Origin of the sequence: Micromonospora sp. NPDC050200 (assembly GCF_040656135.1) — a bacterium.
GTDB lineage: Bacteria > Actinomycetota > Actinomycetes > Mycobacteriales > Micromonosporaceae > Micromonospora.
In genome coordinates this window covers 33,310-52,705 of record NZ_JBFALG010000047.1, presented here as the reverse complement: position 1 = coordinate 52,705, position 19,396 = coordinate 33,310, and the positions used below count along the sequence as shown (strand labels likewise).

Sequence of the window (19,396 nt, the reverse complement as noted above, 5' to 3'; positions counted from 1 at the left end):
CCGCCGGCCGTCGGCGCGCCACGTGCCCTGGGCGCGGCACCGGGCTCCCCGGCCTTCCGGTGGCCGCTCGACGGCCCGCCACGCCCGGTGCGGCGCTTCGACCCGCCACCACGACCGTGGCTGCCCGGCCACCGCGGGGTCGACCTGGCCGGCGCCACGGGAGCCACCGTCCGCGCGGCCGGGGCCGGGACGGTGCTCTTCGCGGGCATGGTCGCCGGCCGGCCGGTGGTCACCGTGGGGCACGCGGCGGGCCTGCGGACCACCTACGAGCCGGTCCGACCCGACGTACGCCCCGGCGATCCGGTCCGGCCCGGCACGCCGCTCGGCGTCCTGCTGGCCGGACACCCCGGCTGCCCCGCCCCGGCCTGCCTGCACTGGGGGCTGCGGCGGGGCGCCGACTATCTCGACCCGCTGGCCCTGCTCGGGCTCGGGCCGGTCCGGCTGCTCCCGGTGCGCGACCCGACCGGCTCGACTGCCGGGCGGACGGCACGGGCCGCCTGCCGGTGTGGTCGCCGCGGGCAGTGGCCGGGATCAGCGCCGGGCGAGCATCGGGGGAAGCCGGACGGCCAGCCGTTCGTACTCCTCGGCGGAGTTGTAGACCTGCGCGCAGAGCCGTAGCCAGCCCCGGCCGTCCCAGGCCATCACCGCCACCTCGGTGGCGAGCTGCTCGGCGATCCGGTCCCGCAGGGCCCCGGCGGTGTCGAGGGTGGTGGCGACGCCCGGCGGCAGCGGCACGATCCGCATGGCGACCCCCGGCCCGCCCGGGTCCGGCAGGTCCGCCGGCGCCACCCCGAGCGCGTCCCCGACCACCCGTTGCCCGTACGCGGCCAGCGCCGCGTTGTGCGCGCGCACCCGGTCCAGCCCGAGGCTGCGCAGCGCGTAGAGCCCGGCCGGGGCGCCGAGCCAACCGGTGTAGTCGAGGGTCGCCTGCCACTCCACGTTGCCGGGGAAGCCGGCCCCCTGCTCCCAGGAGACCACCAGCGGCTCGATCCGCTCCCGCCACGGCGGGGCGACCACCAGCACGCCGGTGCCCCGCGGGGCGAACGCCCACTTGTGCAGGTTGCCCACCCAGAAGTCGGCGCCGACGCTGCCGACGTCGACCGGCAGCATGCCGGGCACGTGCGCCGCGTCCACCAGCACCGGTACGCCCCGCTCGCGGGCCACCTGCGCGACGGCCGCGACCGGGAAGAGCCGGGCGGTGGGGGAGGTGAGCTGGTCGACGACGAGCAGTCGGGTCCGCCCGGGCCGCAGACCGGCGCGGACGATCTCGACGATCTCCTCGTCGGTGGCGGCCAGCGGCACCCGCAGCGCCCGGGTGGCCGCGCCGGTGCGGCGGCACTCCCGCTCGATGCTGAAGCCGACCGCGCCGTACCCGTGGTCGGTGGTGAGTACCTCGTCGCCGGCCCCCAGGCCGACGGACTGGAGGACCACCGCGACCCCGGTGGTGGCGTTGCCGACCAGCGCGGTGCCGTCCGGGTCGGCGCCGAGGAAGGTGGCCAGGTGCCGTCGGGTGTGGGTGATCCGGTCGACCAGCCCCTGGGTGAAGAAGCGCAGCGGGTTGGACTCCATCTCGTCGCGCAACCGCTGCTGCGCCCGCTGCACGCTGACCGGCACCGCGCCGAACGCCCCGTGGTTGAGGTAGCTGACCGCCGCGTCGAGCGAGAAGAGCAGTCGGGCCCCGGGGATCGGCTCGGGCGGCCGGGCGACGGTCACTCCGTGATCATATCCGGCGGCGGATCAACCGTCGTCGGTTCGCCGTCCTCCCTCGGCGGTCGGCGGCACCGCGCCGGCCGAGCGGGCGCCGCGGGTCAGGCGCGCGGATGTGCCTGCCGGTACGCGGCCCGCAGCCGCTCGACCGAGACGTGCGTGTAGATCTGCGTGCTGCCGAGCGAGGAGTGCCCCAGCAGTTCCTGCACGGCGCGCAGGTCCGCGCCCCCCTCCAGCAGGTGGGTCGCCGCGGAGTGCCGCAGCCCGTGCGGGCTGACCCGGGGCAGCCCGAGGGACTCGGCGTACCCGGCGACGATCCGACGCGCCGTCGTCGGGTTCAGCCGCCCGCCGCGCGCCCCGAGCAGCAGGGCGTCCCCGGAGCCAGGCACCGCCACCGCCGGCCGCCCCGACCGCAGCCAGTCGTCGATCGCCCGTTGCGCCGGCACCCCGTACGGCACCGACCGCTCCCGCCCGCCCTTGCCGAGGACGCGGACCACCCGGCGGCTGTGGTCGACGTCGGCGACGTCCAGCCCGCACGCCTCGCTGACCCGCACCCCGGTGCCGTAGAGCAGCTCCAGCAGGACCCGGTCGCGCAGCCGTACCGGATCGTCGCGGGAATCGGCGGTGTCGCCCGGATCGTCCCGGGTCGCATCGGTGGGCTCGGTCGGGTCGTCGCGCCGCGTCGGGGCCACGCCATTGCCGGCGGCCTCGACCAGTGCGGCGGCCTGGTCGGCGCGGAGGACGGTGGGCAGGTCGCGGTGCGCCCGTGGACTGGACAGCGGAGCGGCCACGTCGCTGGGGAGCACGCCCGCGCGGTGCGCCCAGGCACTGAAGGTGCGTGCCGCCGCCGCCCGCCGGGCCAGCGACGTCCGGGCCGCGCCCAGGGTCCGCTGCTTGGCCAGCCAGCTGCGCAGCACCGTCAGGTCCAGCTCCGACGGCTGGGAGCAGCCCATCCGCATGCCGTGGTCGAGCAGCGAGACCAGATCGGCGACGTACGCCCGCACCGTGTGCGCCGAGCGGTTGCGCACCCGGGCCAGGTGGTCGGCGAAGTCGTCCACGGCCTCCCGCATCGCCGGCGGCAGCGCCTCGTGCGCGGTGCGGGTGGCCCGCCCGCCGCCCGTCATCGCCGGCCCCGCGCCGCCGGGGAGCAGGCCGGGGCACCACGGAACCTCGGCACCGCATGACGTCCACCTGGCACGGGCTCAGCGTAGGCGCGCGCCGCCCGGTCGGCACACCGTCGCCGTCGGCCGCGTGCGTGGACGGGGAGGGTCGGTCGGTGGTGGCGTGGACGGGGAGACTGGAGGCAGGGGCGGTGCGTGTGCCGTCGCCGGTTGCCTCGGCGGGGACGCCGACGGGAGGAGGGGACCGCTCATGGGCCTGGACGTCGTCCTCTACCGACTGGTCCGTGGCGGCCCCGGCCGTCGGCCGTCCTCGGTCGCCGCGCAGGTGGTGCCCGATCCCGACGACCTGCTGCTCGACCTGCTGCGGCGGGGTCGAGGCGGCGGGCGCACCCCGACGCTGGACCGGATCGACCCGCTCGGTGAGCTCGTGGTCGGGGCGGAGCGGGCACCCCAGCTCCTGGCCGAACTGGACTGCCTGGTCGAGGCCGCCCGCACCCCGGCCGAGACCGCGCAGGTACGCCGGGTGGCGGTGCTGGTCCGCCGCTGCGTACGCGAGCGCGATCTGGAGATCCGCTTCGAGGCGGACTGAACCCGGTCACCCCGCGGCGTCCGGTGCCGGCTCGGCGGAGGCGCGCGCCGACTTCGGGGGCCGTGCCAGGGCGTACCCGCCGTCCCGGCGGAGCACCATCGACAGCTCCTCCAGCAGGGAGAGCTTGCGCATCGCCGTACGCACGTCGACCCCGGCCCGCGCGGCGAGCGCGTCGAGCCCGACCACCCCGCGCCGGGGCAGCGACTCCAGCACCATGGTCGCCTCGTCGTCGAGCAGGTCGCCCGGGCGCTCCGGCCCCCGCGCAAGCGGGGCCAGGTCGGCCCCGATCCGGCCGACCTCCTCCAGCACGTGCGGCACCCCGGTCACCAGCCGGGCGGTCGGCTGCTCCCGCAGCACCTCGTGTGCCCCCACCGACATCGCCGAGGTGACCGGGCCCGGCACCACCATCGCCCGCCGGTCCATGGCGATCGCCCGGTTCACCGTCTGCGTCGCACCGCTGCGGGCCGCCGCCTCCACCAGCACCGTGCCGCGGGTCGCGGCGGCGATCACCCGGTTTCGGATCAGGAACCTGGGCCGCAGCGGTTCGGCGCCGGGCAGCCACTCGCTCACCAGCAGCCCGGTCTCGGCGATCCGGTCGAACAGGGCGGCGTTGCCCATCGGGTAGGGCCGGTCGACGCCGCAGGCCAGCACCGCCACCGTCAGCCCGCCGGCGGTCAACGCGCCCCGGTGCGCCGCCGCGTCGATGCCGAACGCCCCGCCGGAGACCACCGTCCAGTCCCGCTCGGCCAGCCCGTACCCGATCTCGGTGGCGACGTGCAGGCCGTACCCGGTGGCGGCCCGCGCGCCGACCACCGCGACCGAGCGGTCCAGCGCCTCGCCGAGCGGCCAGCCGCCGCGTACCCAGAAGCAGAGCGGCGGGGCGGTCTCCAGGTCGACCCGCCGGCTCACCCCGGACAGCACCAGCCGGTGCAGGTCGTCCAGGCGGGCGGGCCAGTCCTCGTCCTCCGGGGTGAGCAGGCGGGCGCCGACCCGCTCGGTGCGGGTGAGCGCGTCGGCGGCGACGGCGCGGGCGTCCCCGGCGGCCGTGCGTGCCGCCACCGCCGAGCGCAGGCTGGTCTCGGGCGCGCCTCCGTCGAGGAGCAGGTCCAGCGCCGCCACCGGGCCGAGCTGCTGGACCAGCCGGTGCACCGACCGGGTGCCCGGTTCGGCGAGCCAGGTCAGTGCCACCCGGGCCAGCAGCCGCTCCTCGCTGGTGCTCATGCTCCCTCTCCCGTTCTCAGTTGGATGGCCTCCAGCACGTCCTCGCGCTGCGGCCGGGTCCGGCCGTCCAGGTCGGCGATGGTCCAGGCCAGGCGGATGATGCGGTCGAAGCCACGGGCGGAGACGGCTCCGGAGTCCAGTCGGCCGCGCAGTTCGGCGGTGTCCCGGGCGGGCAGCCGCCACGGCGGCTGGCGCAGGTACGGGCCGGGGATCTCGGCGTTGAGCTTGCGGTCCACCGGCGCCCAGCGGGCGGCCGCCGCCTGCCGGGCCGTGGCGACCCGGGCCGCCACCCTCGCCGACGGCTCGCTGGCCGCGGCCGCCTCCATCAGTTCCGCCGCCCGCACCGGCAGCAGCTTCACCTGCACGTCGATCCGGTCCAGCAGCGGCCCGGAGAGCCGGCCCAGGTACCGCCGCCGGGCCAGCGGGCTGCATTCGCAGTACGCGTCCCCGGCCGGCTTCGCGCACGGGCACGGGTTGGCGGCCATGACAAGCTGACTGCTGGCCGGGTACTCGGTGCCGCCCCCGCTGCGGGCCAGCTGGATCCGGCCGTGCTCCAGCGGTTGCCGCAGCGCCTCCAGCGCCCCCTTGCTGAACTCGGGCGCCTCGTCGAGGAAGAGCACGCCGCGGTGGGCCAGCGAGACCGCCCCCGGCCGGGCGAGCCCGGACCCGCCGCCGACCAGGGAGGGGATCGTCGCCGTGTGGTGCGGCGCCTGGAACGGCGGCCGGCGCAGCAGCCGGCCGCCCGGCGGGAGCAGCCCGGCGATCGAGTGCAGCGCGGTGACCTCCAGCGCCGCGTCGTCGTCCAGCTCCGGCAGGATCGAGGGGAGCCGTTCGGCGAGCATGGTCTTGCCCGCGCCGGGCGGCCCCAGCAGGGCGAGGTGGTGCCCGCCCGCGGCGGCCACCTCCAGCGCCCGCCGGCCCAGCGCCTGCCCGGCCACCTCCGCCAGATCCGGGCCGTCGGCGGGGGGCGGCGACGGCGTGGCGGGTGGCTCGATCAGCGGGGTGCCGTCGCGGACGAAGCTGACCAGCCGGTGCAGCGTGTCGACCGCCCGGACCCGGATCCCGGGGATGACCGCCGCCTCGGCGGCGTTCTCCACCGGGACGACCACCCGGTCCCGTCCGGCGCGCGCCGCGGCCGCCACCATCGGCAGCACCCCGCGTACCGGCCGGACCGTCCCGTCCAGGCCCAGCTCGCCGAGGATCACCACGCCGTCCAGCGGCACCAGCGGCAGCTCTCCCGACCCGCCCAGCACCGCCGCCGCGATGGCCAGATCGAACGCGGAGCCGTACTTGGGCATCGTCGCGGGCAGCAGGTTGAGGGTGATCCGCCGGTTGGGCCAGCGTTGACCCGAGTTGACGATGGCGGCCCGCACCCGGTCGCGCGCCTCGTGCAGGGCGGTGTCGGGCAGCCCGGAGATGACCACCGCCGGCAGCCCCGGGGCCAGGTCGGCCTCCACCTCGACCAGGTGGCCGGTGACCCCGACCAGCCCCACACTGAACACCTTGGCGTAGCTCACGCCGTCACCCCGCGCGGCAGGACCGGCGTACGCATCAGAACGCCCCCTTCAGGTGCTCGACGCGGGCCGCGCCGGCGGGGGGCAGCCGTACCGCCAGCACGTCGAAGCGCACCTCGTCGGCGTTGACCCCGGACTCGGCCAGCCAGCGGGCGGCGAGCCCGCGCAACCGGCGGGCCTTGGCCGGCACGACCGCCTCGGCCGGGGTGCCGTAGTCGTCGCTGCGCCTGGTCTTCACCTCGCAGAAGGCGAGCACCGGGCCGTCCCAGGCGATGATGTCGATCTCCCCGTCCGGGCAGCGCCAGTTGCGGGCGACCGGGCGTAGCCCGGCCCCGATCAGGTGCCGGACGGCGCACCGTTCGCCGTACGCGCCGACCGCCTGGTTCCGCTTCGTCATGCCGGTCAGGGTGGGCCGCCCGGTGCCCGCGCCGTGGCCTCCGGCACGGTGCCTGTGGACGACGAGGCGACCTGTGGACGAGCGGACGATCATGGGTGCCGCGTGCTATGGACACGGCTGGCCGCCCATGGCCGCCCATGGCCGCCCATGGCCGGCCAGGGCAACGCATCGCCGGGCGCTCCGCCCCCCAACAGGGACGAATGGCGTCGGTGGGGTGGGTCGCATACGGTGCCGGACGTGGACGCACGACGGAGCTATCCCGAAGATCAGGAGTCACGCTGGTATCCCGCCGGGAGTGAGCGCGGCTACGGCGAGCCGGACTGGCGGAGCGCGGGCGAGTCCCGCCCGCGTGACGACGAGTTCCCGATCCCGGAGCAGCGCGGCGCGGTGGAGGACCGGTTCGCCGAGCCGGGCGGCGCGGGGCGGTACGGCCAGACCGGGCGTTACGGCGCGGCCGACCCGCTCGGTGACTCCCGGGGCGAGTCCGAGGGATACCGCCCGACCCGCTCGCGGCGGGCGGACGACCCGGACGTCCCCGGTGAGCTGCCCGGCGATCGCCCCGGCCGGCGGGCCGCCCGGGAGAACCCCGACCCGCTCTCCACCACCGGCGCCGGCCCGCTGACCGACCGGCTCTCCACCACCGGCGCCGGCCCGCTGATCACCAGCGGTGTCGGCCGGCTCGCCACCACCGGCGCCGGCCCGCTGACCGGCGTGGAGGCGGGAGACCGGCCGGATCCGGTGCGGTCCGCCCCGCTGGGCGGGTACCCGGTCGTCGAGCCGGGCCGCCCCGCCGAGCCGACCCATCCGCTGGAGATGCCGACCGGTCCGATGCCCCCGGTCACGCCCCGCCTGGACGGCCCGGTGGGCCCCGAGGCGGCGTACCGTCCGGGGGGTGTGCCCTCCGACGGCGTCTACCGGACCCGCCGACCGGCGCTGGCGGTGCTCCTCGGCGCGCTGGTGGCGGTCTTCGAGCTGCCCGCGCTGCGGGTGCTGCTGCACGGCCTGACCGGCGACCCGGTCTCCGCGTCCCACGTCGTCGTCGGCATCTTCCTGGTCACCGGGCTGCCGATCTTCGCTGCCGGCCTGTACGGGCTGCGCACCGGCGGCCTGGCGATGGCGGACGGCGCGCGGGGCTGGCTGCGCCCGCCGACGGCCTACCTGACCGTCGGGCTGGTGCTCTTCCTCGCCGCCGCGCTCGCCGCCCGCTGACCCGGACCGGCCGCCACGCCCGCGCCGACCGGCCGGGCGCCGCTGAGGGTCGAGCCGGTCGGGGCGGGCGGCGCGTACCTGATTTGGTTGCGGTTCCCGGCGCGGCGACCGGCGTGTCGTGTCCGAATTCTCGGCCGGATCATCAGGCGTGGTGGCGGGACCCGGCGAGCGGCCGGTCGGGTGGGGTTCGCGCACCCGGCAGCCCGGCGGCGGGACAGGGGCGTACACTGGTCGACTGGCGACCGCCTCGTGCGGTCGACCTCGCGCGCCCTCTCCACGGTTCCGTGGGGCGACGGCCTCCCTGGTCCCGATCCTGATCGGGCCCATCATGGCCGGCGACCGGGCGCCAGGACGCCCGGCCGCCTGGCCGGGCGGGACAACCAGGGACCAAGGAGTACCCCATGGCCGTCGTGACCATGCGCCAGCTGCTGGAGAGCGGTGTCCACTTCGGACACCAGACCCGGCGCTGGAACCCGAAGATGAAGCGCTTCATCTTCACCGAGCGCAACGGTATCTACATCATCGACCTGCGCCAGACCCTCGACTACATCGAGAAGGCGTACGGCTTCGTGCGGGGGACCGTCGCCGAGGGTGGCAGCATCCTCTTCGTCGGCACCAAGAAGCAGGCCCAGGAGGCCATCGCCGAGCAGGCGACCCGGGTCGGCCAGCCGTACGTCAACCACCGCTGGCTCGGTGGCATGCTGACCAACTTCCAGACGGTGTACAAGCGCCTTCAGCGGATGAAGGAGCTGGAGGCCCTGGGTGACCTGAGCGGCACCGCCGCCGGTTACACCAAGAAGGAGACCCTGCAGCTCTCCCGCGAGAAGATCAAGCTGACCCGCACCCTGGGTGGTCTGCGGGACATGCAGAAGCTCCCGGCCGCGATCTGGGTGGTCGACACCAAGAAGGAGCACATCGCCGTCGACGAGGCCCGCAAGCTGGGCATCCCGGTCATCGCGGTGCTGGACACCAACTGCGACCCGGACGAGGTCGACTTCCCGATCCCGGGCAACGACGACGCGATCCGCTCGGCCGAGCTGCTGACCAAGGTCGTCGCCGCCGCCGTCGCCGACGGCCTGATCGCCCGCTCCGGCCGTCGCCGTGGCACCGACGAGAAGCCCGAGCCGGGCCAGGTCGGCGCCGACGAGCCGCTGGCCGAGTGGGAGCGCGAGCTGCTCGAGGAGCCGAAGAAGGCCGACGAGCAGCAGCCGGCCGAGCAGCCGGTCGAGCAGCCGGCGGCCGCCGCGGCGGAGTGACCGCACCGTCGCTTCCCCGCCGTCCGTTTTCGCAGACGGTGGGGAAGCGGCGGGTACGCCGGGCACATCCGGCCCGGATCCGGGTAACCGGCACCCAGACCATCCCACCGCAGTTCCGACATCGAAGAGAGAGCCATGTCCAACTTCACCGCCGCGGACGTCAAGAAGCTCCGCGACCTCACCGGCGCCGGCATGATGGACTGCAAGAAGGCGCTGACCGAGGCCGAGGGCGACTTTGACAAGGCCGTCGAGATCCTGCGTGTCAAGGGCGCCAAGGACGTCGGCAAGCGGGCCGGCCGCACCGCCGCCAACGGCCTCGTCGCCCACTCCGGCCAGGCGCTGCTGGAGCTCAACTGCGAGACCGACTTCGTCGCCAAGAACGACGCCTTCATCGAGCTGGCCCAGCGCCTGGTCGAGCACGGCGAGCGCAGCGGCGTCGGCACCGCCGAGGAGCTGCTCGCCTCCGAGCTGGACGGCAAGACCGTCGCCGACCTGATCCAGGAGCAGTCCGCCAAGATCGGCGAGAAGCTGGTGCTCAACCGCTTCGCCAAGCTCGAGGGCACCACCGCCGTCTACCTGCACCGCAAGAGCCAGGACCTGCCCCCGGCGGTCGGTGTGCTCGTGCAGTACACCGGCAGGACCGACGAGGCCGGCGACGCCGACGCCCGCGCGGTCGCCATGCAGATCGCCGCGATGCGGCCGAAGTACCTCACCCGGGACGAGGTGCCGGCCGAGGTCGTCGAGTCCGAGCGGCGCATCGCCGAGCAGACCGCCCGCGAGGAGAACAAGCCCGAGGCGGCGCTGCCGAAGATCGTCGAGGGCCGGGTCAACGGCTTCTTCAAGGACTACGTCCTGGTCGAGCAGTCGTCGGTCGCCGACAACAAGAAGACCGTCAAGCAGGTGCTGGCCGACGCCGGCATCGAGGTGACCCGCTTCCTGCGGTTCGAGGTCGGCCAGGCCTGAGCCGCCGGATCGGGCGCGTGAGGCGCCCGTGGGCAGGAACGTCGACGAGGAGGCCGCTGGTGTACGTGACAGGCACCGCGGCCTCCTCGTCACATAGGGTCGGCAACGGCAGTTGTGCGGGACGCGGCGCGCAGGACGTGCGCGCGGGGAGGGGCGGGGCGGATGACGCAGGTTGTGAGTGACCGGAGCCTGGGAGCGGACGACCCGACGGCGCCACCGCCCGGGCGGGCCCGCCGGGTGGTGCTGAAGCTCTCCGGTGAGGTCTTCGGCGGCGGGGCGATCGGCGTCGACCCGGACGTCGTACAGGGCATCGCCCGGCAGATCGCCACCGTGGTCCGCCGCGGCGTGCAGGTCTCCGTGGTGGTCGGCGGCGGCAACTTCTTCCGTGGCGCCGAGCTGCAGAAGCGCGGCATGGACCGGGCCCGGGCCGACTACATGGGCATGCTCGGCACCGTGATGAACTGCCTCGCCCTCCAGGACTTCCTGGAGAAGGAGGGTATCGAGACCCGGGTGCAGAGCGCGATCACGATGGCTCAGGTCGCCGAGCCGTACATCCCGCTGCGTGCCATCCGGCACCTGGAGAAGGGTCGCGTGGTGATCTTCGGCGCGGGCGCCGGGATGCCGTACTTCTCCACCGACACGGTTGCCGCGCAGCGCGCCCTGGAGATCCGCGCCGACGTGGTGCTGATGAGCAAGAACGGCGTGGACGGCGTCTACACCGCCGACCCCCGGATCGACCCCTCCGCCAGCAAGTTCGACTCGATCACCTTCTCCGAGGTGCTGCGCCGCAACCTGCGGGTGGCCGACGCCGCCGCGTTCAGCCTCTGCATGGAGAACGGCCTGCCGATGCTGGTCTTCGGCGCCCAGGGCGACGACACGATCATTCGCGCCGTCGGCGGCGACAAGATCGGTACCCTGATCACCGCCTGAACTCCCCCGGCCGACCGCCGCGGCGGTCCTCCGACAGACAGCAGCAGAGCCCACCACGAGTAACAGAAGGAGGCGAGGAGACCGGTGATCGACGACACCCTCCTCGAGGCCGAGGAGAAGATGGAGCGTGCCATCGAGCACGCCAAGGAAGAGTTCGGCGCCATCCGCACCGGCCGCGCCAACGCCGCCATGTTCTCCAAGGTCGTCATCGACTACTACGGCACCCCCACCCCGCTGCCCCAGATGGCGTCCATCGCGGTTCCCGAGCCGCGGATGGTCATCATCAAGCCGTACGACAACTCGCAGATCAACGCCATGGAGAAGGCGATCCGCGACTCGGACCTCGGCGTCAACCCGAACAACGAGGGCAACCAGCTGCGCATGCTGCTCCCGCAGATGACCGAGGAGCGCCGCCGCGAGATGATCAAGGTGGCCCGGCACAAGGGTGAGGAGGCCAAGGTGGCCATCCGTAACATCCGCCGCAAGGGCAAGGAAGAGCTGGACCGGATCGTCAAGGACGGCGAGGCCGGCGAGGACGAGGGCCGTCGCGCCGAGAAGGAGCTGGACGACCTGACGCAGCGGTACGTCGCCAGCGTCGACGACCTGGTCAAGCACAAGGAGACCGAGCTGCTCGAGGTCTGAGCGGCGACCGGCCCCCAGCCGGACCCGATCTGCCACGGCACCGGGGTGCCGCCGCCGACACCGGCGGTGGCACCCCGGTGCCGCGTCGTTGCGGACGAACCTCGGCCGGCCCGCGCCAACGACCGGCGACCGGCGACCGGTCCATCGTCCGCCGTGCCGGGGCGGCCCGTGCAGTAGGCTCGGCACGATTCCCGGCCACCGCGCGGTGAACGGCGGGGATCGGCCGGTCGTCAGGGCGGTCAACCGGACGGAACAGTCACGCGTGTAGGGGATGGTCTTGATCTTGCGTCATGTGGTGGAACTCGTACCGTCTCCGCTCGGTGCGTGATGTCCCACCTCGACCCCTACGGCGGCACCGAGCCTCGCGGCTGGGACCGGCCGGAGATTCCCCCGGCGCTGCCCTGGCCCGAGCGCGACGTCGAGCCGTGGACCCGGCAGGCCCGGCCCGACCTGTACGCCGGCGCGCAGGCCCGCCCCCGTCGCTACGACGAACCGGGCGTCGACCCGGGTGACGACCGGTACGACCCCGGCTATGACCGGCGCCCGGTCCGTCCGGCCGGCGCCCCCGGCCCCGCTCGCCGGCTGTCGGACGACGACGTCCCCACCTCGCAGCTTCCCCCGGTCCGGGACGACGACGCGCCCACCGCCCAGTTCGCTCTGGTGGGCGCGGACGAGGCGGCGGCGGAGCCGCGGCGACCGTCGGGGCGGCGGCCGCGCGGCCGGCGCCGGGCCAGCGCGGACCGGCCGGCGACCCAGCAGTCCGGGACGGGCCGGGCCGGCCGGAACCTCCCGGCCGCCATCGCGGTCGGCCTCGGGCTCGGCGCCCTCATCCTGGTGCCGCTCTTCTTCTACCTGCCGGCGTTCCCCGCCGTGGTGGCCGCCGCGATCGGCGTGGGCATCTGGGAGATGGCCCGGGCGGTACGCCGCAGCGGCGCGCACCCGCCGCTGGTGCCGCTGATCGCCGGTGGGGTGCTGATGATCGGGCTGGCCTGGTACGCCGGGCCGGACGCGCTCAGCCTGGGCCTGCTGGTCACCGTGCTCGGCACGATGATCTGGCGGCTCGGCGACGGCCCGGCCGGTTTCCAGCGGGACCTCACGGCGGCCACCCTGATCGCGGTCTACGTGCCGTTCCTCGGCGGGTTCGCGGCGCTGCTCGCGGCGGTCCCCGACGACGGGCACCTGCGGGTGCTGGTGACCGTGGTCGCCGTGGTGCTCTCCGACACCGGCGGGTACGCCGCCGGAGTGTCCTTCGGCAAGCACCCGATGGCGCCCTCGATCAGCCCGAAGAAGTCCTGGGAGGGCTTCGCCGGGTCGGTCTGCGCGGCGGCGGTCGGCAGTGCCGTGCTGCTCTGGCTGCTCTTCGACGTGCCGCCGTGGTGGGGCGCGCTGTTCGGGGTCGCGGTCTCCGGCGCGGCGGTCCTCGGCGACCTCGCCGAGTCCATGATCAAGCGTGACCTGGGCGTGAAGGACATGAGCAGCCTGCTGCCCGGGCACGGCGGCCTGATGGACCGGCTCGACTCGATCCTCTTCGCCGTCCCCGCCGCCTACCTGCTGTTGGCGGTGTTCGTGCCGGTGGTGAGCTGAGGCATGAATCACGCCCGGCAGAGCGCGTCGCCCGGCTGGTGGGGGTCGATTCGGCACCTCCGGACGGGTGTGTTCCGCAGCCGGCGTGACAGACTGGACCGGCCATGACGAGCCTGCCTGTGATCCCCGTAGACCCCGACGCTCCCGGGCGCCGGCCCGCGATGCCTCCCCGCCACCTCGCCGACCTGGACCTGCCGGGCCGGCAGGCGCTGGTGACCGAGTTGGGCGAGCCGGCCTTCCGCGCCAAGCAGGTCTCCAACCACTACTTCGGTCGGCTGGTGCGCGACCCGGAGCTGATGACCGACCTGCCGGCGGCCACCCGGGAGCGGCTGGCCGGTGCGCTGCTGCCCACCCTGCTCAACCCGATCCGCGAGCTGGCCTGCGACGACGGCGCCACCCGCAAGGCGCTCTGGCGGCTGCACGACGGCTCGCTGGTGGAGAGCGTGCTGATGGGCTACCCGGACCGGGTGACCGTCTGCATCTCCAGCCAGGCCGGCTGCGGCATGGCGTGCCCGTTCTGCGCCACCGGCCAGGCCGGGCTGACCCGCAACCTCTCCACGGCCGAGATCGTCGACCAGGCGGTCTACCTCGCCGGCGTCGCGGCCTCCGGCGCGGTGGCGGGGTCGCCGCCGCGGCTGTCGCACGTCGTCTTCATGGGCATGGGCGAGCCGCTGGCGAACTACTCCCGGGTGGTCGCGGCGATCCGTCGGCTGGTCGCACCGGCCCCCGAGGGGCTCGGCCTGTCGCAGCGGCACATCACCGTGTCCACCGTCGGCCTGGTTCCGGCCATCCGCCGACTGGCCAGCGAAGACCTCTCGGTGACTCTTGCGCTGTCGCTGCACGCGCCCGATGATGATCTGCGCGACGAACTCGTGCCGGTCAACCAGCGCTGGAAGGTAGCCGAGGTGCTGGACGCAGCGTGGGACTACGCGGCCCGGACGGGGCGCCGCGTGTCGATCGAGTACGCGATGATCAAGGACGTGAACGACCAGCCGTGGCGGGCGGACCTGCTCGGGCGGCTGCTGGCCGGCAAGCTGGCCCACGTGAATCTCATCCCACTCAACCCGACACCCGGCAGCCGCTGGGACGCGAGCTCGAAGCCGGTCGAGCGGGAGTTCGTCCGGCGACTCCGCGAGGCCGGGGTGTCCACGACGGTGCGGGACACCCGGGGGCGCGAGATCGACGGCGCGTGCGGGCAGTTGGCTGCCGCCGAGGACAGGGACACCGACGCGCCGCGCGGGCGTGACCGGGCGTAGCGAACGAGACCAGGAGACATAGTGGCGAGTCAGGGTCAGCGTTTCCGGCGTAAGGCGCTCCGCCGGGGATACAAGGTCGACGAGGTGGATGCCTTCCTGGACCGGGTCGAGGCGACCCTCGCCGGCCAGCCGGTCGGCGCACCCGTGGCCTCCCAGGAGGTCCACGACGTCGTCTTCCGGGTCCGCTTCAACGGCTACGACGAGTGGCAGGTCGACCTGCACCTCGACCGGGTCGAGCGGCAGCTGGCCGAGCTGGAGGAGCGCAGTGGCCTCGGTGGCCGCGGCGCCGACCCGCGGGGTGCCGACCGCCTCGGCCCGCCGATGCGCGACGACCACCGGGGCCTGTCGCCGGTGCCGCAGCCGCTCCCGCCGCGCTCCATGCCGGCCCAGGGCGGCCCGCCCGATCGCTACGGCAACCGGTACGACGAGCCCACCGGCGCCTTCGCCGGTGGGTACGACGCCCCCCGGGGCGGGTACGACGCCCCGCGCGGCCCGGCCGGGCCCGGCCCCGGCGGCCCGATGGGTCCGGGCGGTCCGATGGGGCCGGGCGGGGGTCCGATGGGGCCGGGCGGTCCGATGGGGCACGGCGGCCCGCCGCAGCGTGGGCTGCCCGCCGGTCCGGGCGGCTACGGTGCGCCGGAGGAGCCGCGGTTCGACGGTTTCGAGGCGGGCCGGCACGGCCGCGCCGACATGACCGCCGAGGTCCGGATGCCCGAGCGGGAGCTGCGGGACATGCGCGGGCGTGGCCCGGCTGGCCCGCCGATGCAGCCGCCGGCGCTGGGTGGCCCGCCGATGGCTGGCCCGCCGCCGATGGCCGGTCCGCCGGTTGGCGGCCCCCCGATGGTGGGCCCGCCGATGGCCGGCCCGCCCGGCAGCGACCTCTACCGGGTCGACCAGATCCGGCGCAGCTTCCAGGTGCGGAGGTTCGGCAGCGGGTACGACCCGGACCAGGTGGACCGGTTCTTCGAGGCCCTGCTCGGCGGCATGCAGGGCCGCAGCCCGATGCCGGTGAACCCGAAGGACCTGGACACCCTGCGCTTCGGGCTGGTCCCGGGCGGCTACTTCGAGGCCGAGGTCGACGCCGCGCTCAAGGACGTGCAGGACATCCTCTTCGGCCGCTGACGGCCGCGACGAGGGCCGACCGCGACGTGAGGGCCCGCCCCCGGCCGGGGGCGGGCCCTCACGCGTGTCTGGTCCGGCGCGTCGGTCAGGTCAGGACCGCAGGCCGTTGCGGCGCAGCACGACGTCGCCGACGACGATCGCCAGCAGCAACAGGGCCAGGCTGACCAGCCAGATGTCCTCGACCCTGCCCTCGTGGTTGCCGCACAGCATCGCCAGCAGCGCCAACGCGGTGACCACCGCGCCGATCCGCCCGGACTTGCGGTGCCCGGGCTTGTGCTGATCTGGCGCGGTTACCGGCTCGCTTCCTGCCACTGTCGGTCCTTCCCTCGCGATCGGATCTCCGGTTAGTCTGGCACGCCCCGCGCCGGGCCCGGCGCAGGGTCCGGCCTGATGGGGGACGCGGGCGGGGGACACCGCCGGGCGGCCCGGGCCGATGTACCCACCGCGGGTGGGCGCACCGGCTCTACCGGCGTCGCGGGTCGGCGACCACACTGCCTCCGGTAGCGTTCTGACGTACACCTTGATTGTCGTTTTGAGGGGGACTGCGGTGCGAGTGACCGGTACGGGACATGCCAGCATGCGGATCGACACGGCCGCGGGCAGCATCCTGTGCGACCCGTGGGTCAATCCCGCCTACTTCGCCTCGTGGTTCCCCTTCCCGGACAATTCCCAGCTCGACTGGGAGACCCTCGGTGACGTCGACTACCTGTACGTCTCGCACCTGCACCGCGACCACTTCGACGCGAAGCACCTGCGCGAGTTCGTCTCCAAGGACGCCACCGTGCTGCTCCCCGAGTTCCCCACCTCGGAGATGGAGGACGAGCTGCGGGAGTTGGGCTTCACGAAGTTCCTCAAGGCCCCGAACGAGCAGGTCGTGGAGCTCGACGGCGGCCTGAGGATCATGATCCAGGCACTGACCAGCCCGACCGACGGCCCGATCGGCGACTCCTCGCTGTGGGTGGAGTACGACGGGGTCCGGCTGCTCAACCAGAACGACGCCCGCCCGACCGACCTGAGCGTCTTCGCCGAGCTGGGCCACGTGCACGCGCACCTGCTCCAGTTCTCCGGGGCGATCTGGTATCCGATGGTCTACGAGCTGCCGCAGGCGGCCAAGACCGCGTTCGGCAAGCAGAAGCGGGACCGGCAGTTCGACCGCACCTGGCGCTACATCGAGGACCTGAAGGCCGACCACGTCTTCCCGATCGCCGGCCCGCCGTGCTTCCTCGACGACGACCTGTGGCAGTTCAACGACATCCACGGCGACGAGGGCAACATCTTCCCCGACCAGTCGGTCTTCGTCGCCGAGTACGCCAAGGTCGGCGGCACCAACGGCATCGTGCTGCTGCCGGGCAGCGTCGCCGAGGTGACCACGAAGGGGGCGACCACCACCCACCCGGTGCCGGTGGAGGAGTTCTTCGCGGACAAGACCGCGCACCTGGCGGAGATGCGGGAGCGCAAGCGCCCGATCATCGAGGCCGAGAAGGCGTCCTGGCGGCACCCCGAGGTGGACGTGCTCGGCGAGATGAAGCGCCGGATCGAGCCGCTGCTGGACGAGTCGATCTACCTGGGCAAGGGGGTCGGCGGCCCGGTCCGCTTCGACCTGGTCGGCTACGACGGAGAATCCGTCGAGTCGATCGTGGTGGACTTCCCCGGCAAGGAGGTCCGCCCGTACGCCGACGAGAAGGTGCGCTACCGCTTCCGTACCGACCGGGCGCTGATCGAGCACCTGCTGCACACCGGTGAGGTGGACTGGGTCAACTCCCTCTTCCTCTCCTGCCGTTTCTCGGCGGCGCGGATCGGCCAGTACAACGAGTTCGTCTACGCGTTCTTCAAGTGCCTCTCGGAGGAGCGGCTCCAGTACGCCGAGGGCTGGTACGACGAGCACGAGCGCACCACCGACGCCGAGGACATCACCCTCGGCGACTGGGTGGTGCAGCGCCGCTGCCCGCACCTGAAGGCGGACCTGACCCGGTTCGGCATCGTCGAGGGCGACCAGCTCACCTGCCAGCTGCACGGCTGGAAGTTCGACCTGGCCAGCGGCCGCTGCCTGACCAGCGTCGGCCACAAGGTCCGCGCCCACCGAGTCGACGCCGAGCCCCCCACCCCCACCCCGCTCAGCTAACCCCCGCCCCCGCCTCCCCCCCCGCTCCCACTCTCTGCACTTTCAGAGAAAGAGTGGCTATTCCTCGGCCGATAGCCACTCTTTCTCTGAAAGAGGCGGGCGCGAAGTGGGGGGGGTGGGTGGGGGTCAGCGGTTGAGGTCGGCGAGGATGCGGCGGGCGGCGTTGTGGCCGGCGGCGCCGATGACGCTGCCGGCCGGGTGGCAGCCGGCGCTGCCCGCGTAGACGCCGTCGACACCGGTGGCGTACGGCATGCGGTCGGTGAACGAGACGGTGTTGTCGACGTGGTGGATGTGACCGCCGGTGATGCCGAAGTGGGCCTCGATGCCGGGTGGGGGCAGCGGCACCGCGTCGGCGATCAGGTCGGCGGTGCCGGGGGCGTACCGCTCGCAGATGTCGACCAGCCGGGAGACGTAGCCGGGCAGCGCCTCGTCCCAGGTGGTGCCGGCCAGCTCGTACGGCACGGACTGGACGAAGAGCGCCGACGAGTGGTGGCCGGCGTCGTCGGAGAGCGACGGGTCGACGGTGGTGTGCAGGTACCACTCGATGGTCGGCTCCTCGGGCAGCCGCCCGGCCTGCACGTCCGCCCACATCGCGCGCAGCGCGGCCATCGGCGCCTCGCCGCCCCCGCCGACCAGCGAGGCCGAGCCGGGCAGCAGGTGGATGGTGGAGCCGAACGGGCTCGGCGCCCCTTCGGGCAGACAGGCGAAGCGGGGCAGCCCGGTCAGCGCCAGGTTCAGCTTCAGGGTGGTGCCGGGGCGGCGGACCGCCGCCATTCGCGCGCCGAGCGGCGCCGGCAGCGCGCCGTCGGGCAGCAGGTCCATCAGGCGGTACGGGTCGCAGGCGCCGAGCACCACGGGGGCGGCGACGTGCCGGCCGTCGGCGAGGGTGACCCCGCTGGCCGCGCCGCCGTCCAGGGTCACCCCGGCCACCGGCGTACCCGTGCGGATCGTGGCCCCGGCGGCGCGGGCGGCCTCGGCGAAGGTCCGCGAGACGGTGCCCATGCCGCCCCGGGCGATCATCCAGGTGCCGCCCGCGCCGGGCAGTCGGCACATGTTGTGCACGAGGAAGTTGTGGCCGGTGCCGGGGTCGTCCGGGCCGGCGTTGAGGCCGGAGAGGCCGTCGGTGACCGCGTACATGCTGACCAGCAGCTCCGAGCGGAACTCGAACCGGGCCAGGTAATCGGCGACCGAGCCGCGCACCAGGTCGACGAAGGCCTGCCGCAGGGCCGGGCGGACGTACCGCTCGGCGGTCTCCTCCACCGGCAGCGGCTCGGCCAGCCAGGCCGGCGCCAGGTCCTCGCGCAGCGCCGCCAGCTCGGCCTGCATGGCGTCGTCGGCGGCCACGTCGGCGGCGGAGAAGAACTCCGCGAGCTGCTTGCGGGTGGCTGCCGTGTCGCTGCCGAAGAGCAGGTACGGCGAGCCGAGCCCGCCCGGCGTGGGCAGGAAGTAGTGCGGGTCGCGGCGCAGCACCGGGATCCGCACGTCGAGCGTGGCGAGCAGCTCCGGCGGCATCAACCCGAGCAGGTACGACCCGGTGGAGTGGCGCAGCCCCGGCACCTTCGGGAACGGGTTCTCGGTGCGGGTGGCCCCGCCGATCACCTCCGCCGCCTCCAGCACCAGCACGTCGAGGCCGGCGCGGGCCAGCAGGACGGCCGACACCAGCCCGTTGTGTCCGGAACCGACGATCACGACGTCGGCGCGGGCCGGCAGCTCACTCGCTTCGCTCATGCCCGGTCAGCCTAGTGCGGCGGGGCCCGCAGCGG

General features: G+C 74.3%; 16 protein-coding genes and 2 pseudogenes. 11 read left to right on the top strand and 7 right to left on the bottom strand.

Annotation, left to right across the window (positions count from 1 at the left end; genetic code table 11):
- Window positions 1-453, top strand: a pseudogene (locus AB0I41_RS25980) (M23 family metallopeptidase); the annotation flags it as partial.
- Between the two features lie 78 nt (window positions 454-531).
- Here the strand turns inward: AB0I41_RS25980 and AB0I41_RS25975 are convergent.
- Together AB0I41_RS25975 and AB0I41_RS25970 are read right to left on the bottom strand one after the other, a co-directional pair.
- A complete protein-coding gene (locus AB0I41_RS25975) occupies window positions 532-1,713 on the bottom strand; it encodes an aminotransferase class V-fold PLP-dependent enzyme (protein WP_357112585.1) in 1,182 nt (393 codons plus the stop codon).
- Window positions 1,714-1,808: 95 nt separating this feature from the next.
- Window positions 1,809-2,831 (bottom strand): tyrosine recombinase XerC, encoded by a 1,023-nt coding sequence (locus AB0I41_RS25970; protein WP_357112582.1) that lies wholly within the window; start codon window positions 2,829-2,831, stop codon window positions 1,809-1,811.
- 247 nt (window positions 2,832-3,078) lie between these two features.
- On the opposite strand from AB0I41_RS25970, the gene AB0I41_RS25965 reads away from it, so the two are divergent.
- Entirely contained in the window at window positions 3,079-3,417 is a 339-nt protein-coding gene (locus AB0I41_RS25965) for a hypothetical protein (protein ID WP_357112580.1), read from the top strand.
- 6 nt (window positions 3,418-3,423) lie between these two features.
- On the opposite strand, the gene AB0I41_RS25960 is transcribed toward AB0I41_RS25965, so the two are convergent.
- From AB0I41_RS25960 to AB0I41_RS25950, 3 genes are read right to left on the bottom strand one after another with little or no spacing between them, the layout of a single operon-like run.
- Window positions 3,424-4,638, bottom strand: a complete 1,215-nt coding sequence (locus AB0I41_RS25960) for a DNA-processing protein DprA (RefSeq protein WP_357112577.1) — start codon at window positions 4,636-4,638, stop codon at window positions 3,424-3,426.
- Complete coding sequence (locus AB0I41_RS25955) at window positions 4,635-6,155, bottom strand: YifB family Mg chelatase-like AAA ATPase (protein ID WP_357112575.1); 1,521 nt, start codon at window positions 6,153-6,155, stop codon at window positions 4,635-4,637. Before AB0I41_RS25955 ends, AB0I41_RS25960 begins: the two co-directional genes overlap by 4 nt.
- A gap of 34 nt (window positions 6,156-6,189) precedes the next feature.
- A complete protein-coding gene (locus tag AB0I41_RS25950; protein ID WP_357112572.1) occupies window positions 6,190-6,549 on the bottom strand; it encodes a YraN family protein in 360 nt (119 codons plus the stop codon).
- Between the two features lie 200 nt (window positions 6,550-6,749).
- Between AB0I41_RS25950 and AB0I41_RS25945 the strand changes: the two are divergent.
- The 8 genes and pseudogenes from AB0I41_RS25945 to AB0I41_RS25910 all read left to right on the top strand — a co-directional run bounded on the left by AB0I41_RS25945 (window position 6,750) and on the right by AB0I41_RS25910 (window position 15,511).
- Window positions 6,750-7,758 (top strand): annotated as a pseudogene (locus AB0I41_RS25945) (hypothetical protein).
- A 401-nt stretch (window positions 7,759-8,159) separates the two neighbouring features.
- Window positions 8,160-9,014: a 30S ribosomal protein S2 gene (gene rpsB, locus AB0I41_RS25940; RefSeq protein WP_357112569.1), complete on the top strand. Its 855-nt coding sequence runs from the start codon at window positions 8,160-8,162 to the stop codon at window positions 9,012-9,014.
- A 135-nt stretch (window positions 9,015-9,149) separates the two neighbouring features.
- Window positions 9,150-9,977, top strand: a complete 828-nt coding sequence (tsf, locus tag AB0I41_RS25935; protein ID WP_357112567.1) for a translation elongation factor Ts — start codon at window positions 9,150-9,152, stop codon at window positions 9,975-9,977.
- A 162-nt stretch (window positions 9,978-10,139) separates the two neighbouring features.
- Window positions 10,140-10,907 (top strand): UMP kinase, encoded by a 768-nt coding sequence (gene pyrH, locus AB0I41_RS25930; RefSeq protein ID WP_357112564.1) that lies wholly within the window; start codon window positions 10,140-10,142, stop codon window positions 10,905-10,907.
- An 84-nt stretch (window positions 10,908-10,991) separates the two neighbouring features.
- Window positions 10,992-11,549, top strand: a complete 558-nt coding sequence (gene frr / locus AB0I41_RS25925; protein WP_357112562.1) for a ribosome recycling factor — start codon at window positions 10,992-10,994, stop codon at window positions 11,547-11,549.
- A 327-nt stretch (window positions 11,550-11,876) separates the two neighbouring features.
- Window positions 11,877-13,133 carry a phosphatidate cytidylyltransferase gene (locus AB0I41_RS25920; protein WP_357112593.1) on the top strand — a complete coding sequence of 419 codons (1,257 nt, stop codon included), beginning with the start codon at window positions 11,877-11,879 and terminating at the stop codon, window positions 13,131-13,133.
- Between the two features lie 104 nt (window positions 13,134-13,237).
- Window positions 13,238-14,389 (top strand): 23S rRNA (adenine(2503)-C(2))-methyltransferase RlmN, encoded by a 1,152-nt coding sequence (gene rlmN, locus AB0I41_RS25915; protein WP_357112560.1) that lies wholly within the window; start codon window positions 13,238-13,240, stop codon window positions 14,387-14,389.
- A gap of 21 nt (window positions 14,390-14,410) precedes the next feature.
- The gene (locus AB0I41_RS25910; protein ID WP_357112557.1) at window positions 14,411-15,511 is read left to right on the top strand and encodes a DivIVA domain-containing protein; all 1,101 of its coding nucleotides are present in this window, start codon (window positions 14,411-14,413) and stop codon (window positions 15,509-15,511) included.
- 90 nt (window positions 15,512-15,601) lie between these two features.
- Here the strand turns inward: AB0I41_RS25910 and AB0I41_RS25905 are convergent, their stop codons facing one another.
- Window positions 15,602-15,823 carry a DUF2631 domain-containing protein gene (locus AB0I41_RS25905; protein ID WP_357112554.1) on the bottom strand — a complete coding sequence of 74 codons (222 nt, stop codon included), beginning with the start codon at window positions 15,821-15,823 and terminating at the stop codon, window positions 15,602-15,604.
- Window positions 15,824-16,058: 235 nt separating this feature from the next.
- Here AB0I41_RS25905 and AB0I41_RS25900 point away from each other — a divergent pair, with 235 nt between their 5' ends.
- Window positions 16,059-17,633, top strand: coding sequence for a Rieske 2Fe-2S domain-containing protein (locus AB0I41_RS25900; protein ID WP_357112552.1), 1,575 nt, complete (start codon window positions 16,059-16,061; stop codon window positions 17,631-17,633).
- A 126-nt stretch (window positions 17,634-17,759) separates the two neighbouring features.
- Here the strand turns inward: AB0I41_RS25900 and AB0I41_RS25895 are convergent, their stop codons facing one another.
- Window positions 17,760-19,361, bottom strand: coding sequence for an NAD(P)/FAD-dependent oxidoreductase (locus tag AB0I41_RS25895; protein WP_357112550.1), 1,602 nt, complete (start codon window positions 19,359-19,361; stop codon window positions 17,760-17,762).
- Window positions 19,362-19,396: the final 35 nt, after the last annotated feature.